Annotated in this window: 13 protein-coding genes and 1 riboswitch; of the genes, 4 read left to right on the top strand and 9 right to left on the bottom strand. The window is 42.5% G+C overall.

What is annotated here, in order from left to right:
• Positions 1–43: 43 nt before the first annotated feature.
• A riboswitch (guanidine-I (ykkC/yxkD leader) is annotated at positions 44–157 on the bottom strand.
• A gap of 642 nt (positions 158–799) precedes the next feature.
• A complete protein-coding gene (locus AC5JPY_RS08170; protein WP_443525030.1) occupies positions 800–1,912 on the bottom strand; it encodes an AOC03_06830 family ribosome hibernation factor in 1,113 nt (370 codons plus the stop codon).
• 559 nt (positions 1,913–2,471) lie between these two features.
• Between AC5JPY_RS08170 and AC5JPY_RS08165 the strand changes: the two genes are divergently transcribed.
• The 4 genes from AC5JPY_RS08165 (at position 2,472) to AC5JPY_RS08150 (ending at position 6,247) form a co-directional block, all read left to right on the top strand.
• Positions 2,472–4,667 (top strand): M3 family metallopeptidase, encoded by a 2,196-nt coding sequence (locus AC5JPY_RS08165; RefSeq protein ID WP_443525028.1) that lies wholly within the window; start codon positions 2,472–2,474, stop codon positions 4,665–4,667.
• Entirely contained in the window at positions 4,668–4,925 is a 258-nt protein-coding gene (locus AC5JPY_RS08160) for a YheV family putative zinc ribbon protein (protein WP_443525026.1), read from the top strand. It abuts the gene before it with no gap.
• Between the two features lie 177 nt (positions 4,926–5,102).
• Complete coding sequence (locus AC5JPY_RS08155; protein ID WP_443525024.1) at positions 5,103–5,654, top strand: hypothetical protein; 552 nt, start codon at positions 5,103–5,105, stop codon at positions 5,652–5,654.
• A 29-nt stretch (positions 5,655–5,683) separates the two neighbouring features.
• Positions 5,684–6,247 carry a hypothetical protein gene (locus AC5JPY_RS08150; protein WP_443525022.1) on the top strand — a complete coding sequence of 188 codons (564 nt, stop codon included), beginning with the start codon at positions 5,684–5,686 and terminating at the stop codon, positions 6,245–6,247.
• A 151-nt stretch (positions 6,248–6,398) separates the two neighbouring features.
• On the opposite strand, the gene pnp is transcribed toward AC5JPY_RS08150, so the two are convergent.
• From pnp to infB, 8 genes are all read right to left on the bottom strand, one after another.
• Positions 6,399–8,501: a polyribonucleotide nucleotidyltransferase gene (gene pnp, locus AC5JPY_RS08145; RefSeq protein WP_443525021.1), complete on the bottom strand. Its 2,103-nt coding sequence runs from the start codon at positions 8,499–8,501 to the stop codon at positions 6,399–6,401.
• Between the two features lie 746 nt (positions 8,502–9,247).
• On the bottom strand, positions 9,248–9,514 hold the full coding sequence (rpsO, locus tag AC5JPY_RS08140; protein WP_045443035.1) for a 30S ribosomal protein S15: 267 nt from the start codon (positions 9,512–9,514) through the stop codon (positions 9,248–9,250).
• A 348-nt stretch (positions 9,515–9,862) separates the two neighbouring features.
• The gene (locus tag AC5JPY_RS08135; protein WP_443525019.1) at positions 9,863–10,033 is read right to left on the bottom strand and encodes a hypothetical protein; all 171 of its coding nucleotides are present in this window, start codon (positions 10,031–10,033) and stop codon (positions 9,863–9,865) included.
• A gap of 116 nt (positions 10,034–10,149) precedes the next feature.
• Positions 10,150–10,311, bottom strand: a complete 162-nt coding sequence (locus tag AC5JPY_RS08130) for a hypothetical protein (protein ID WP_443525017.1) — start codon at positions 10,309–10,311, stop codon at positions 10,150–10,152.
• A 55-nt stretch (positions 10,312–10,366) separates the two neighbouring features.
• Positions 10,367–10,891 carry a type 1 glutamine amidotransferase domain-containing protein gene (locus tag AC5JPY_RS08125; RefSeq protein WP_443525015.1) on the bottom strand — a complete coding sequence of 175 codons (525 nt, stop codon included), beginning with the start codon at positions 10,889–10,891 and terminating at the stop codon, positions 10,367–10,369.
• A gap of 348 nt (positions 10,892–11,239) precedes the next feature.
• Positions 11,240–12,334: a tRNA pseudouridine(55) synthase TruB gene (truB, locus tag AC5JPY_RS08120; RefSeq protein WP_443525013.1), complete on the bottom strand. Its 1,095-nt coding sequence runs from the start codon at positions 12,332–12,334 to the stop codon at positions 11,240–11,242.
• Positions 12,335–12,343: 9 nt separating this feature from the next.
• A complete protein-coding gene (locus AC5JPY_RS08115) occupies positions 12,344–12,733 on the bottom strand; it encodes a ribosome-binding factor A (protein ID WP_319050745.1) in 390 nt (129 codons plus the stop codon).
• A gap of 195 nt (positions 12,734–12,928) precedes the next feature.
• On the bottom strand, positions 12,929–15,655 hold the full coding sequence (gene infB / locus AC5JPY_RS08110; RefSeq protein ID WP_319050746.1) for a translation initiation factor IF-2: 2,727 nt from the start codon (positions 15,653–15,655) through the stop codon (positions 12,929–12,931).
• Between the last annotated feature and the right edge of the window lie 26 nt (positions 15,656–15,681).

Raw genomic sequence — 15,681 nt, 5'->3', positions numbered from 1 at the left:
AAAACTCCACAGTTATGAGCTTAAGTGAACAGTGTCACTTAGAGTCTCCCGGGCTTTTATCCCTCCGTGTAGTTCTTTCGAACCGCCATCTCTCGGACCAGTCATATAGTTTTAGAAAGCCTTCCTCTACTATATCGGAACCCTAGACGGCATTTTTTTAGCTCTTAGATTAATAGCATACGGTAGTTAACCGTGTACTATTAACTCTGCAAGCGGTATGCCAGTCATTATCCATCACTATCGATTTGGCTCTTATTTTTCGCACAACTTAAAATTAGCTCACTAAAAAATTCGCTATATTAGTCGTATTTCTCCAAGATAAATTTACTTCTAGGGACGCTTATAGCCTAATACATATAGGCTGAGTACATAATAGCAAATTCGATACTCTCCTAAAAATAGGGCTCTGATATGATTGGCAGTAGCAGTTCATAAAAGATAGAAGTTAGTTACTAGGTAAATTAAAAAACGCACTATCATAGAACATCGTGCACCATAATGAGAAATATCGCTCTATTCTGAACCATGCTAAGTATGCATCGATACTTAGCTTTATCTGCGATAATTTGACTGTTAGAAAGTGAAAAATAGCAAAAAGCACTGACTCAATATGAACCAGTGCTTCGAATCCGTAACCAATATAGTGTGTACTCATGGACATGAGTAATAAGCATGATAAAAAAGAGCGCTGGTCCATATAGAACCAACGCTCTTGTATCGTAATTGCTTATTCCCGATAGCTTATCTATGGATAAGCATCGTTAATAAAATATGCCTGTTTGATTAATGACCTGTTTAATTAGTAACGAGTTACCAAAGCAATAGGCTGATCTTCACCCATGATATCTTGTGGCATAAACACCGCTTCACCACCATTATGAATGACGTGCTCGATAATTTCACCAACTGCATCGTCAGTGACACCTTCTGCAGTGACATCGCTTGCAAGACTTAGGGTTTGAGCTTTTTCATCGATCTTGGCAGATTGTATATAACCACGGCGCACATAAAGAGTCTCGCCAGCACCTTGGAACGCGCTACGATATACTTCCTGCAAGTCAGTTTGCAACATATTGGCACCGCGAGCTTTATCGATTTCACCCAATGCTGCTTTATGCAATGATGTACGGTAATCTTCTACAGCGTCTTGTACACTGTCCACGATATGCTGGGCACTACCATCTTCTAAATTAGTAGCGTTCGATACCGTGGCAATGATGTTGTCTGGACGATCACACACTTCTTTATAGTAACCGATGTTTTTTGCGTCGCCAACAATTACGAGTGGCATTTTGTGCTCGCCCCACAGCTCTTGCACACTTTTATCAACTTGGTTGAAGTACTCTTTAAGATGGCTGCTTTCGTTATTTGATGAACGATCCGAGCTACCATCACCCGTTGTATACAGTCCGTTGTTCTCTACAGGGAACTGAATATTTTCCATATTGTTTTGCGCATCGTCATCTTTGTCAAACTCTCTGATGACACGGTCATTAGAAGCTTCGATTAAACGTGCTTTGTCACGGGTTAGAATTACTGTGTAATAATGGACAGCGCTTGCCATGTCACGTACCAAATCGCGCGTCGCGAAGCTATCTGAGATTACCACGCGTTCTGTTGTGTCAATTGGCATACGGATAACTTGTACATCATCAGTACTGGCAAATATAGCTAGGGTATCGAGGTTGTAATTATGATTTAAGTCGTTGGTCTTGGCATGAATGTTATCCAAGATAATTGTCGCTGTGCTCTTGTCATACTCTTTATTCAGACGATCTTCTACGACTTTTAACTGATTTTTGAGGGCAATAGGATCTTGTTCGTTAGCAGGATGTGCTCGGTGAGTCTTCACAAAAATACTCACTGCTGGGTTCGCTTTGGTTTCACGTAAACTTTTGAGAGTCGCTTTCATATAGTGCTCCTTGTTTTATTATCATTTACTTTCGATTTTATATATTTTCTTATTAGTACAGCGTTATGTTGTTTTACTCTATGCCATACTTAGCGATGGTTTTATCAGTATAATCACAAAATATAGACTGCTCATAAAAAACTGCTAAAGCCATTTGCTGATCATCTTCTGCTTTTCCATGTTGTACACACTTTATATGTGCATAATTTTTGAATTCCTTTGTCTTAATCCTAGCAGCTGCTCCTCACTCTCTGTAGGGTTAAAATGCAAGCAAATGATAGCGCTTTGTAAATAGAGCAATCTGTATTGTTAAAGACAGACATCGTCTCAACCAACTGTCTTCTGAACTCTACTGACCATATCATGTACTCATACATTGAGCGCGCGCTCAGTTTGTGCACACTCAGGTTGTATTTTTATGAAACGAACCCATCTTTTATATAACTTATCTATAAATCGTAGACTATAAAAATAGCCGTGCATTACAGATTGAAACCGTAACGAGTGCGATCTGATACGACAGTTTGCTCTATAACAACCATTAATATTGGATACTTTTATGACTATTCCTTCTTCAGACTTGCGCCTTGTCGACTTTGCCGATGCCGCGCCGCACACACTACAGAACCAAGTCGTTGATGCTATCGATGAAGCCAATAATTTTCTAGATAACCTTTCGGCAGTGACGGACGCTACCAGCGTAAGTGCTGAACAGGCATTGGCAGACGTCATGCGTTTTGATCATATCAATCTGGCGCTAGATCGCAGCTGGGGTATCTTGTCACACCTCAATGGCGTGATGAGTAACGACGAGATTCGTCATGTCCATCATGAGCTACTGCCCAAGCTCTCCGCTTATGGCACGCGAGTTGGTCAGCATCAGACGCTCTTTAGTCGTTACCAGACTATCGTAAATGACACAGATTTCTTTGCGACACTTGAGCCTGCACGTACGCGCGCGATCGAACTGGCACTGCGCAGTTTTGAGCTATCAGGGGTAGCACTGCCTAAGGTAGAGCAAGAAAAATTTGCTGCTATCCAAAGTGAGCTATCTACCTTGTCTGCAACATTCTCAGATCATATCTTAGATGCGACCCAAGCATTTGTATTGCCTCTAGCAGACTCACAGCTGAAGGGTCTAACAGAAAGTGGGTTGGCACTATTGGCAGATGCAGGCGAGCAGTATAAGGCACGTGAGCTTGACAGCGATAACCTCAGCCGAGCTGATGTGGATGCGCTCCCTACTCCTTATTACGTGGCAACGCTAAATATCCCAGTATATTTGGCAGTTATGACCCATGCTGATGATCGCAGCTTACGTGAGACGCTGTATCACGCCTACGTCACGCGTGCTTCTGAGTTTGATACTCATACCAATACTAAAGGTGAGTCGCTAAATAATGCCGACATCATGAGTCAAATTTTGACATTACGTGAGCAAAAGGCCAAATTATTGGGCTTTGACAACTATGCTGAAGTATCCCTATCGACCAAGATGGCAGATAGCGTCTTGGAGGTGGAAACCTTCTTACGTGATTTGGCTGCCAAAGCGACTCCAGCTGCCAAGGCTGATTTGGCACAGCTACAAAAATGTGCGCAGGATTATGGTATTGATGAATTACAACCGTGGGATAGCGCTTATATCGCCGAAAAAGTAAAGCAAAGCGCGTTTAGTTTATCGCAAGAAGAGATCCGTCCTTATTTCCCATTGCCAAAAGTAATTAGTGGTTTGTTTGCTATTGTTGAACGTCTATACGGTATTACGGTACAAGAGCAAGACTTTGATAATACTGATACTGATGTTCCCTCTGTCTCACGCTGGCACGATGATGTGCGCTTTTATCAGCTGTTTGATGCCGATGATCGCTTGATTGGCGGCTTTTACTTCGACTTATTTGCTCGCAGTGGCAAGCGTGGCGGGGCATGGATGAGTGGTTTTCAGTCTCGCTATAGCTATGAAGAGCAAAACCACACACAACTGCCTGTCTGCTTCATGGTAGGCAATTTCACACCAGCGCTTGATGGCAAACCAAGCTTGTTAACCCATGATGAAGTATTGACTCTGTTCCACGAGTTCGGTCACGGCCTGCATCACTTATTGACCCAAGTTACCGTCGGTGATGTCGCAGGTGTCAATGGTGTCGAGTGGGATGCCGTCGAGCTGCCTAGTCAGTTTATGGAAAACTGGGCGTGGGATGCTGAAGGCATTGCGCTTATCAGTAGCCATGTCGAGTCTGGTGAGCCATTGCCTAAAGATAAATTGGATGCGCTATTGGCGGTAAAAAACTTCCAAAGCGGTCTACAGACACTGCGTCAAATCGAGTTTGCATTGTTTGATTTACTGATTCACGCTCATACCCCAGCCCTTGATTACGATGGTATCTTAGCAACACTCAATGCAGTACGTAGCGATATCGCTATCATGCAGACGCCTGACTATAACCGTTTTGCTAATGGCTTCAGTCATATCTTCGCGGGTGGTTATGCGGCGGGTTATTACTCTTATAAATGGGCAGAGCTATTATCAGCGGATGCTTTTAGTAAGTTTGAGGAAGAGGGTATTTTTAACCCAGCAACTGGTAAAGCTTTTCGTGAGTCTGTCTTATCCGTTGGTGGTAGTTTCCCAGCCAAGACCAACTTTGAAAACTTCCGTGGTCGTAGTGCCAGTATTGATGCTCTACTACGTCACAATGGCTTTGTCGATACTAAGAACATCGACGCTACAAACGACCAGACGACGCACGAGGTTATCTAAATGCGCTATCAGTCATCTAAACCCAAGCGTCGATTTTTGGCAGGAGTGCGTTGTCCAAAATGCCAGGAGATGGACGCGGTAGTACAAGTCAATATTGTCACGCCAGCGCCAGATGAGTACATTGAGTGTACCCAATGTGGACATTCGGAGCATCGTCCTGATCCTGATGCGATCAGTGCCAAAAACCATTTGGAGGATAAGCTTACTCGTGATGCCATGACTACAGGTACTAGCGGTACCGTAAAGTTCAAACCTTAATTGTTGAAAACTGGTCGCTTAGTGCTAACTACTCAGCAATTGTTTCAAACAGCGTACCTATGTATTACTCACTCATTGTTTCATGGTCTATTAAGCCTATCTATCAATAGATAGGCTTTTTATTTTGAGTTTGCTATAGTATGTCTACTTATAGTCTTGACATAAATCGATCATAATATGAACCGTAAACAAATGCGTCCTTTATCTACCAAGTCTTCTAGAGCAACCTCTGCAAAAGCTGGCCGACGAGTTTGGATTACCCTTATTTTTGCGTTACTACTTGTCGCTGTGGCTTACTTTATTTGGGCAAAGCCTCAACCAGATCCTGTCTTACCTATTAGCAAATCACCAACAATGGCTGAGCAAACTGAGGCCGCTAAAGCCGCTTCAAATTCAAAAGACATGACCAATGATGAGCACGATATTATCATTGACGATAGCGAAGACATGAATGAAAGTGTCATTTTAGATGGGAGTGCAAGCACTGAACTACCCAGCCCCGCCGCTATCTTAAACGCGCCTATACCAAAGACTGACAGCCTAGCAAAAGAAGAGATTGATCGTTTAGAAGATGAGCGTAAGCGCTTAGCTGAACAAGAAAAGCTGGCTGCTGAGCAATTAGCCATGAGCAAAAAACTCACCGATATGAAAGCAGAAGAGATCGCCCTACTCGAACAGCAAATAGCACAGCTAGAAGCAGATGGCGCTGGTCAAACAGAGCCACAATAAAAACAGCATTTCTGATAAAGAGGCTTAGGATGGCGAACCTGCGACTTACGCATGCGTCTATATTGAATAGTAGAGCACAACTGCTCATATTACCTGTCAATAACGCTGGCGTTCTTTTGGACCCTGTCCTTGCACGAGCCAAAACCTTGTACCCTGATAACTATCATCGCTATCATCGTGCTTGCCGTGATGGTAGCTTAAATGTTGGCAGTTGCTTACTGCATAAGCGCATGCGTGAGCAAGCAGGTCTGGGTATCAGTAGTAATGGCAATCAGCCAAGCTATATCGCTAACCTTGTAGTATCAAATCATCCATACCATCCTGCGCGTACGCGTTGGTTCACCACTGCCTTGATTGATCTACAACAGCAGATGATGCCGCTCATACGTTATAAAGGCATACGCAGAGTTGCACTATTGGCACGTCCACTTATTTTTGATAATCCACGTGATACTGCAACTCACCAAAGTACTGAAGCAAATTCTCTGCCTCTAGATTGGCAGACTGATACATTGCCATTACTGACTACCTATTTACAAGACCTACCAAAGCTACGTATCGATGTGCACGTCCCAAAAAGCATCAGCTTATAAACAGACTATTACTTATAAACTGACTGTTACTTATAAACTGATTATGAATTGCTCAGTTATCGTTTTTAAAGATAAAAAAAACCGCCTTGAAATACTCTTTATGAGTACTCAAGGCGGTTTTTTTGGGTCAAACTACATCAAATACTGAGCCTTAGTTTTGCTCAACACCTTTCATAGTAAGTTTGATACGACCACGGTTGTCAACGTCTTGTACGAGTACTTTAACGACTTGGCCTTCTTTTAGATAGTCTGATACATTTTCTACGCGCTCTTCTGCGATTTGTGAGATATGCACTAGACCATCGGTGTTTGGTAATACGTTAACAAATGCACCAAAGTCTACGATACGAGCAACCGTACCTTCATAAGTTTTACCAACTTCAACTTCAGCAGTTAATGCTTCAATTTTACCAATAGCGGCTTTGGTAGCTGCTTTGTTTTCACCAAAGATACGAATAGTACCGGCATCATCAATGTCGATAACTGCGCCAGTCTCTTCAGTCAACTGACGGATAGTTGCGCCGCCTTTACCGATAACATCACGAATCTTATCTGGATTGATTTCGATAACCGCGTAGTTCGGTGCATGAGCGTTGATTTCAGTACGGCTCTCAGGCAGTACTTGATTCATTGCGTCCAAGATGTGGATACGACCAGCATGTGCTTGCTTAAGCGCCTGCTCCATGATGTCAGGAGTGATACCTTCGATTTTGATATCCATCTGTAACGCTGTGATACCGTCTTTAGAACCAGCTACTTTAAAGTCCATATCGCCTAGATGATCTTCATCACCCAAGATATCTGATAAGACAGCAAAACGCTCGCCTTCTTTAACCAGACCCATCGCGATACCAGCAACTGGTGCTTTTAATGGTACGCCTGCGTCCATCAATGCCAAGCTTGCGCCGCAAACAGACGCCATAGAAGATGAACCATTAGATTCAGTAATCTCTGATACTACACGGATCACATATGGGAAGCGTTCGCTATCTGGTAGCATTGCTTGTACACCGCGACGTGCAAGGCGGCCATGACCGATTTCACGACGTTTTGGAATACCTTCACGGCCCGTTTCACCAACTGAGAAATGCGGGAAGTTGTAATGCAGCATGAAATGGTCACGAATCGTGCCACCTAATGAGTCAATCATATTGACATCACGGCTGTTGCCGAGCGTAGTCGTAACCAATGCCTGCGTCTCACCGCGAGTAAACAGTGCTGAACCATGCGTGTATGGCAACACACCAACTTGTACGTCAAGCGCCCGAACTGTCTCAGGATCACGACCATCGATACGCGGTTTACCTGACAAGATATTGTCACGAACGGTACGATATTTAAGGTCATTATAGATTTCTTTTAGCTCAGATACGGTATCAGCATAGCCTTCTGACTCAGCATCACCAGCAAGTGCATCAATAATTGATTGCTTAATTTCGTCAAGCTTAGTGTAACGCGCTTGCTTATCAGTAATGGTATAAGCGTCAGCAACTTGCTCGCCGAACTGCTCTTTCATGCTGCTAGTAAGCGCCTGGTCACGCTCAGGTGCAGAATACTGCTGCTTAGTAGTACCAATTTCTTCAGCCATTGACGCGATATTATCAATAACGATTTGTTGTTGCTGATGGCCATATAGTACCGCACCTAGCATCTGGTCTTCTGATAGCTCTGCTGCTTCAGACTCAACCATCAATACCGCAGATTTCGTACCAGCGACAACCAAGTCTAGATCACTACTCTCAAGCTGCTCAGACGTTGGGTTTAGAACGTATTCACCATTGATAAAGCCAACACGAGCAGCAGCAACAGGACCATTGAATGGCGCATCAGAGATAGCTAATGCCGCTGAAGCACCGATTAGTGCAGCGATATCTGCAGACTGAGTTTTATCTGATGATACAACAGTCGCTGTGATTTGGATTTCGTTTACGTAGCCTTCTGGGAATAGCGGACGAATCGGACGGTCAATCAAGCGCGAGGTTAAAGTTTCAAATTCGCTTGCACGGCCTTCACGTTTGCCGTAAGCACCTGGAATTTTACCCGCTGCATACATTTTTTCTTGATAGTTTACGGTGAGCGGAAAAAAGTTTTGACCCTCTTTAGCCTCTGACTTTACGACTGCTGCAACTAATACTGTTACGCCACCCATGTGTACTAAAATAGAGTTTGCTTGACGAGCCATACGGCCTGTCTCGATAACAACTTGCTGGTTACCGTACTGAAATTCACGCTTAATGGTGTTAAACATTGTCATATAATCTTCCTAATGTTGACCGACAAAAGTGATATCAGCAACCTAATAAGCTGATATCTGTCATTAAAATTCTATGTATATGGCTACTACTGATTGACACTCTTTTTCTAAAAACTCATCTCAATCACTGCCAATAACGTTAATTGGTTATCTCTTATATCTGTCTGTGTTAGACATCGTACTATCATATATATTCGGTCGTGCAATTTTGACTTTACTATAAATACTATCAAAAAGGCGTCAAGTCAAAAGACTTTGGTGCTAAAAATCATACAGGTTACTCTTGCACTCACAGTTATCGGATATCAATTGTCAGGTATTTGCTCAGTTAATCAACTTATAAGTTAAGAGACTACTACTTTTAGATAATCGCCATGTATGAAGTAGATATGTTGTAAAAGTCACAAAGCATTATTTTACAGTGATTTGGAGCCATTGACCAATTAATTGCAAAACACAGCGACTATCAATAGAAAAAATTCGATCGTATATACATTTCGTGCTGTTTTTACTAAAGCTGCTGTCTACACTGCGCGTCTTACCTAATGATTTACGAGATTATCTGAACCTGTCTTATAAAATGAATAAGCATAAAAAAACGGCGTGAAACTATTCCACACCGTTTTATAAAAATCTATATTATCGATAACAACAAACAAGTCCCGAATGGTCTAACGAAAACTTCAAGATTGTGCCATATAATGGTGTCTTTAGTTTTGGTGGCCCCTCGTGATGTACCTGTCAGGTTAACGACGTAGACCCAACTGGCTGATAAGAGTCGTGTAACGACCAAGATCTTTACCTTTTAGGTAATCAAGCAGTTTGCGACGTGTGTTAACCATACGGATAAGACCACGACGGCTATGGTGATCAGCTTTGTGTGCTTTGAAATGGTTCTGCAAATCATTGATACGAGCACTCAACAAAGCTACTTGAACTTCTGGAGAACCAGTGTCATTTTCGCCACGTTGGTATTGAGCGATGATTTGTTCACGATCGGTATTAGTTAGCATAAATATCTCCGGCAATGCTAAGAGCTTTAGAACGGACTACAATTTAAGTCGGCTTTAAAGCAATAGAATAATAAATAAAATAACTTGTACGCCATTCAGGACAACCCTGCATTACTAGAGTTGACCTAGTGTACGACAAGCTCAGTTACAGATAACAATCATTTAATAAGCCTAAACTCCTGCATATTGACTTCCTACCTAGTTTTAGTGCTGGGCAAGATACAATGTACTGTCTAGAACCTAATTTAAATGTGAGGATGATTATAACAAAAAACCGCTGAACTAGCAGCAGTTTTTAATAATACTTGTAAGTCTAATCGTCTATCTAGCAAAGTTACCATTCATTTGCTACTTAACGTCGTTTTCCTTAGCGTTACCGCCCAACTCGTCATCTTCGAGTGGTGCCGTAGTTGCCTCAGCCAAACTATCAGGCGTCTTATCTTCTCTAGGATTGATATCTTCTGAGAGCTTTGCAATTTCTTTTTCTTGCTCGTCCATGTTATCTACTGAATTACTCATATTAACTCCTAAATTATTGTTTTTAAATTTCGTGATTGCTAATGTCTACTTGTTTGATAACTAAATGAGTATCAAAAAAACAGCGCCATTCAGATATGAATGACGCATTAAATATACTACTTATGTTCTTTAGCGTTCTCTAGATTATCTGCAATACGGTCTGCTGCAGCATCGCTATCTTCAGTATGATTATTTTCAGTTTGGCTTTTAAGAGCAGCATTCGCTGAGTCAGAACGCTGTTGCTCAAGTTTGGTATCGTTTGGGTTAGAGTTTGACATAGTATTTCCTTAATTGTAGTTATAAATAGTTGAAATAGATTGATCCTTGACCAAATTAAGACAATGCTTTATCGATCGCATCCGCAAAGTTGCCAATATCATCCGGATTACGTGAACTGATCAAATTGCCATCGATTTGTACTGTTTTGTCTACGTAATTAGCACCTGCGTTTTCTAAATCAGTTTGCAATGATTGGTAAGAAGTAAGCGTTTTGCCTTTTGCAATGCCTGTATTAATAAGTACCCAAGGAGCATGACATATTGCTGCCAATGGCTTACCTGCATCATTGATAGCATTAATGATACGATGAGCTTCTTCGTTGCCACGTATTGTGTCTGCGTTCACTGTACCGCCTGGTAATACCAATGCGTCGTAATCTTCAACGTTCGCTTCTCTCGCAAAGATATCAGCCGTAAAGGTATCGCCTTTATCTACGTCCTGCTGCATGGCTTGAACTTCTTTGTCTTTGTTGGTAGTGATAAGAAGCGTCTTATAGCCTTTGTCTTTTAGTTTATTATTAACTTCTTCGTACTCTGCTTGCTCAAAATTGTTATGTAGTAGAAAAGCAATCGTTTTCATAATAGTCCTTACTATCTATAGTTATTTGTTTTCTATAATTATTTTGATTTTATGATCCAGCTGATTATTGCGCTGTGTTATTGTTCGTTCTTATTGTCTATTGTTATAAAATCTTTTGGTTCGTGTTTTTATAATGCTGTTTATTTTAGTTATTATTTTCTATTATTATGGTTTTTTCGTTTTATTTTTCTGCTCAGCTTTCCCTAGCTGGTGTATATAATGTACAAAAAAAACAGGTTTCACCATAGGTGAAACCTGCAATAAAATGTGACGGTATGTGATTAGTGTAAACTATTAGTAAAGCGAATGAGTTCTGGCTAATGGTTTGTATACAAAGTGATATCAGTATTAGCGCTGGATAAGTTTTTTTGGTTGTAAGCGCCCATTAAGACTGACAGCTCCCAACCCAAGAAACTCTCCTTGTTCATTGAGTAGACGTATATCAACAGGTATCTCATGTGCTAAGGGCTGATAAGACTCGAGGTCAGCGTCGCCTTCTTTATCGATTTCTAGATCAGCGTCATTAGTGCTAATAGCATTATCATTAGTTATTTGATAAGAAACCTTATTAGAAATGTAGTCCCTGAGTTCTCCGTTTAGCTCATCAAATACATTCAAACGTTGGCCCATATGTACACGAGCACACTGCTCTTCTGTGAGCGTTAGCTCAGCATCGATATTGATACAGGCATCGATAGGTAGTAACCAAGACTGACGTTCTTCTAAACGACACTCTTCTAACGATGATAAGGCGATAGATTCATCAATAATAAACTTACCTACCTTTGTACGGCGCAGAGCAGTCAGATGCCCAAGCGTACCTAGACCCTTTGCAATATCTTCCGCGAGTACACGCACATACGTACCTTTAGTACACGTTACTGTTAAGCGGATCTGCTGATCATCAATCACATTCAGATCGATCGCTTTAATGGTAATATCTCTCGGTGGCCTATCAACCTCAATACCAGCACGGGCGTATTCGTAAAGTTTTTTGCCATCTTTTTTCAGTGCTGAATACATTGGTGGTATTTGCTGCTGCGCACCCAAAAATTGCTGTGCGATACTCGCTAATAAGTCTTCGTCAAACTCTGGAATAGAGGCTTGTTCGATGATTTGTCCATCAGTATCACCAGTATCCGTTTGGCTACCAAGCAGAATAGTTGCTTGGTAAGATTTATCGGCATCCAATTGATAATGACTGAACTTGGTGGCTTCACCCAAGCAAATGGGTAATAAGCCTGTTGCCATTGGATCAAGCGTCCCTGTATGACCTGCTTTTTTGCTGTCATGCATAGGTGACTTAAACAAATACTTCACTTTAGAGACGACTTGCTGTGAAGTCATGCCATGAGGTTTGTCCACCAAAATAACACCCGACACTTTTATTTTATCAGGCGTTTTATTCGTTTTTTTATCCACTTGTTTGGACGCTATAGACATAATTATAATTTACTCATCATTCTCGTTTTGCTCAGTTTGAGTGACGGCTTTACTGATCAAGTCCATCATGTAATTACCACGAGCTGTCACTTCATCATAATGAAAACGTAGACGCGGGGTAGTACGTGTCTTGAGGCTATGGCTCAGCTCAGTACGCAAAAACCCTGCTGCTTTGTTGAGCACTTTGATACTATCTTCATGATTGGTCTTAGTCATGGCATCGTTGAGCTCAGGCTCCATGATGGTGACATAGACATCAGCATAGCCTAGATCTGGGCTGACTTTGACACTAGAGATTGTGACAAAACCTGTTAGACGAGGATCATTGACTTCATCACGGATAAGAACAGCAAGCTCACGCTGAATCTGATCGGACAAGCGTTGTAGACGTTGGTTCATGTTATTACCTTACTTTAATGATACTTATTTTTATTAATAGACTTATCAATCAATTTAGTACGAATACTTGTCAAAAAAGGCCTAGCAGGGTGTACCTGTTAGGCCTATGTACCGCTAGATATTTACGGAGTATTCGACATGCTTAGCGAATGTCGCCTATTGCATTGCTGAATACTCTGCTATCGAACAGTGGCTTTAGATAGTACGTGCGAACTCTTGGATTTCAAAGACTTCGATTTTGTCACCAGCTTCGACATCATAGCCACGAACCGCTAGACCACATTCTATGCCAGTACGTACTTCATTGACGTCTTCTTTATAGCGACGCAATGACTGCAATTGACCAGTAAAGATAACTTGGTCGTCACGTAGTACACGGATAGGTTTGTTACGGTAGATTGTACCTTCAACGACCATACAACCAGCAGCCGCACCGAATTTACTAGAGCGGAATACTTCACGAACGTCTGCCACACCAAGGATTTTCTCACGATGTTCAGGAGCAAGCATACCGCTCATTGCTGATTTTACATCGTCAATCAAACCATAGATTACGCTGTAGTAGCGAATATCCATATTAGCAGTATCTGCTTTGCGTCGTGCTGTCGCATCTGCACGAACGTTGAAGCCTAACAGTACCGCCTCGCTTGATTCTGCAAGCGTTACGTCAGATTCAGAAATCGGACCAACACCTGAGCTGATGACTCTGACTTTCACTTCTTCAGTAGACAACTCATTTAGGGCAGCTAATAATGCTTCAAGTGAACCACGTACATCTGTTTTTAGCACAATGTTCAAGAATGACACATCGCCTTGACCCATCTGATCGAACATACTCTCTAAACGCATAGCATTCTGACGTTCGAGTTGACGCTCACGCTCACGATTGGTTCTGAAATCTGCAACTTCGCGGGCTTTCTTCTCATCCGTAACCACCAAGAACTCGCTACCAGCAGCAGGCGTCTCAGGTAGACCTAGGATTTCTACAGGAATAGAAGGACCAGCTGATTTGATACGCTGACCATGCTCGTCAGTTAGTGCACGAACCTTGCCATAGTGCTCACCAGCCAAGACCAAATCGCCTTGCTTCAATGTACCCTTTTTGACCAATACGCTAACAACAGGACCACGACCTTTTTCAAGTCTTGATTCGATAACAACGCCCTGCGCAGCACCGTCTAGAGGCGCTTCTAGTTCCATTAGCTCAGCTTGCAAGCTAATGAATTCTAATAAGTCCTCTATACCTTCGCCAGTTTTGGCTGAGATACGAGCCATCGGCGTATCGCCACCCCATTCTTCTGAGATAACTTCTTTGGTAGTCAACTCGTTAAGAACACGGTCAGGATCAGCACCTGGTTTATCCATTTTGTTAATAGCAACAATGATTGGCGTACCAGCAGCACGTGCATGATCAATAGCTTCTGCTGTTTGCGGCATCATACCATCATCAGCTGCAACAACAAGTACCACGATATCAGTCGCTTGAGCACCACGTGAACGCATAGCACTAAAGGCGGCGTGACCCGGCGTATCTAGGAAAGTAATAACGCCGCGATCGGTATTTACATGATAAGCACCAATGTGCTGAGTGATACCGCCCGCTTCACCATTCGCAACTTTCGTTTCACGAATTTTGTCGAGCAATGACGTTTTACCATGATCAACGTGACCCATGATAGTTACTACTGGTGGACGCGTTTGAATGTTACTACTGCGCTCATCAACAGCGTACTGTAGATCATCTTCAACTTTTGTATCGCTGACTGGCACGGGGTTATGACCCATCTCTTCAACAAGTAAACTTGCTGTAGCTTGGTCAATCGTGTCTGACTCACGAGCCATTTCACCCATTTTCATGAGCAATTTAGTAACTTCGCGAGCTTTAACTGCCATACGCTGCGCAAGATCAGCAACTGAAATCTGCTCACTAATCTCAACATCGTAGACGATCTTTTCAACTGGTTTTTCAAACTTGTGCTGTGACGCCTGAGTTGAACGCAAACCGTTTTTACGGTTCTTAATTTCACGCTCATCTTGATTTTTGCGACGACGGCCACGTGTGCCAGTACTGTTTGAACCGCGTTTGATTTCGCGACGCTCTTTTTCAAATGATTCTTCTAGGGCATCACCAACCAAACCTTCGGCCAATGGTTCATCTTTACGCACTTCAGTAACTGGCTCGCGATCTGTATATTTACCGGCCATTTTACGCATTTGCTCAAGCGTACGCTTTTGCGCTTCTTCAGCTTGAGTACGGCGGGTTTCTAATTCGATTTCACGTAAACGCGCTTCTTCTTTCTCACGCGTTTCGCGAGCTTTACGCTCAGCAGCTGTTTCTACTTTAGGCTTGGTTGCAGCCACTTTTTTCTTCGGCTGCTCTTTCGGCTTAACTTCAGCAGTGGCTTTACCACCTTTTTTTACAACAACTGATGTAGAAACATCATCGTTCTTGTCATCTGATTTTTTGCTAGAACCTAGACTTGCACGCATTGCAGCTAATGTGGCTGCTTGGCGTTCTTCAGCTTTTTTCTTAGTGGCTGCACGTTCTTCAGCCTCTTTAGCGGCGCGCTCTTGAGACTCAGCTAAGGCCTGTTCACGGGCTGCCAATTCTTCAGCCATTTTCTCTGGGTCAGGCTTCTCGAATACTTTCTTTTTACGTACTTCAACATTGACGCTCTTAGACTTACCTGAAGAGCCGGTCACACGCGCGGTACTGGTCGTCTTAGATTTAAGACTGATACGGCGCTTTTCTTGTTGACCATGACTTTGCTTTAAATACGTCACTAGCTTCTCTTGCTCAAGCTCGGTGACTAGGTCATCCTCTGCGCGAGCAGGTAGGCCAGCATCTACTAGTTGCTGCTGTACAGCATTTGTAGTTTTGCCTACCATTTCTGCCAGTTCTTTGACGGTCTTATCTGCCATTTATTATCACCTACTGTCTATTATTT

It is taken from the genome of Psychrobacter sp. H27, assembly GCF_059072655.1.
This window is presented reverse-complemented; position numbering and strand designations above follow the sequence as displayed.

What these genes read in the sequence shown, in the direction of transcription:
- AC5JPY_RS08125 (WP_443525015.1), bottom strand. Translation starts at nt 10,891, where the DNA reads ATGAAAACGATTGCTTTTCTACTACATAACAATTTTGAGCAAGCAGAG.
- truB (WP_443525013.1), bottom strand. Translation starts at nt 12,334, where the DNA reads ATGTCTATAGCGTCCAAACAAGTGGATAAAAAAACGAATAAAACGCCT.
- rpsO (WP_045443035.1), bottom strand. Translation starts at nt 9,514, where the DNA reads ATGCTAACTAATACCGATCGTGAACAAATCATCGCTCAATACCAACGT.
- AC5JPY_RS08150 (WP_443525022.1), top strand. Translation starts at nt 5,684, where the DNA reads ATGGCGAACCTGCGACTTACGCATGCGTCTATATTGAATAGTAGAGCA.
- AC5JPY_RS08165 (WP_443525028.1), top strand. Translation starts at nt 2,472, where the DNA reads ATGACTATTCCTTCTTCAGACTTGCGCCTTGTCGACTTTGCCGATGCC.
- infB (WP_319050746.1), bottom strand. Translation starts at nt 15,655, where the DNA reads ATGGCAGATAAGACCGTCAAAGAACTGGCAGAAATGGTAGGCAAAACT.
- AC5JPY_RS08170 (WP_443525030.1), bottom strand. Translation starts at nt 1,912, where the DNA reads ATGAAAGCGACTCTCAAAAGTTTACGTGAAACCAAAGCGAACCCAGCA.
- AC5JPY_RS08135 (WP_443525019.1), bottom strand. Translation starts at nt 10,033, where the DNA reads ATGAGTAATTCAGTAGATAACATGGACGAGCAAGAAAAAGAAATTGCA.
- pnp (WP_443525021.1), bottom strand. Translation starts at nt 8,501, where the DNA reads ATGACAATGTTTAACACCATTAAGCGTGAATTTCAGTACGGTAACCAG.
- AC5JPY_RS08155 (WP_443525024.1), top strand. Translation starts at nt 5,103, where the DNA reads ATGAACCGTAAACAAATGCGTCCTTTATCTACCAAGTCTTCTAGAGCA.
- AC5JPY_RS08115 (WP_319050745.1), bottom strand. Translation starts at nt 12,733, where the DNA reads ATGAACCAACGTCTACAACGCTTGTCCGATCAGATTCAGCGTGAGCTT.
- AC5JPY_RS08160 (WP_443525026.1), top strand. Translation starts at nt 4,668, where the DNA reads ATGCGCTATCAGTCATCTAAACCCAAGCGTCGATTTTTGGCAGGAGTG.
- AC5JPY_RS08130 (WP_443525017.1), bottom strand. Translation starts at nt 10,311, where the DNA reads ATGTCAAACTCTAACCCAAACGATACCAAACTTGAGCAACAGCGTTCT.